Below are 377 nucleotides of genomic sequence, written 5' to 3'. Positions count from 1 at the left end.
CCCGTCGCGCTCTGGTTGTCGGTCACGGTGAGCTTCACCGTGTAGGTTCCGGCAGCCGCATACGTGTGGGTCGCCGTCGCACCCTGACCAATGGACCCGTCTCCGAAGTCCCAGGCGTAGGAGTCAACCGTGCCATCCGAATCCGAGGARCCGGACCCGTCCACCGTGATGCCCAGATCCTTCACCGTCGAAGTGAACGATGCCACCGGCACCTTATTCACCGGCGGAGCCGTCACGGTCACCTGGTCCGTCTTCTCACCCGTCGCGCTCTGGTTGTCGGTCACGGTGAGCTTCACCGTGTAGGTTCCGGCAGCCGCATACGTGTGGGTCGCCGTCGCACCCTGACCAATGGACCCGTCTCCGAAGTCCCAGGCGTA

General features: G+C 64.4%; 1 protein-coding gene. It reads right to left on the bottom strand.

The genetic code is table 11. From position 1 onward, the window contains the following. Window positions 1-377, bottom strand: a 377-nt coding sequence (locus AC1DBD_RS17945) for a PKD domain-containing protein (RefSeq protein ID WP_476982744.1), incomplete at both ends; no start/stop codon positions are given.

It is taken from the genome of Arthrobacter sp. 10T419 (assembly GCF_056394105.1).
This window is presented reverse-complemented; position numbering and strand designations above follow the sequence as displayed.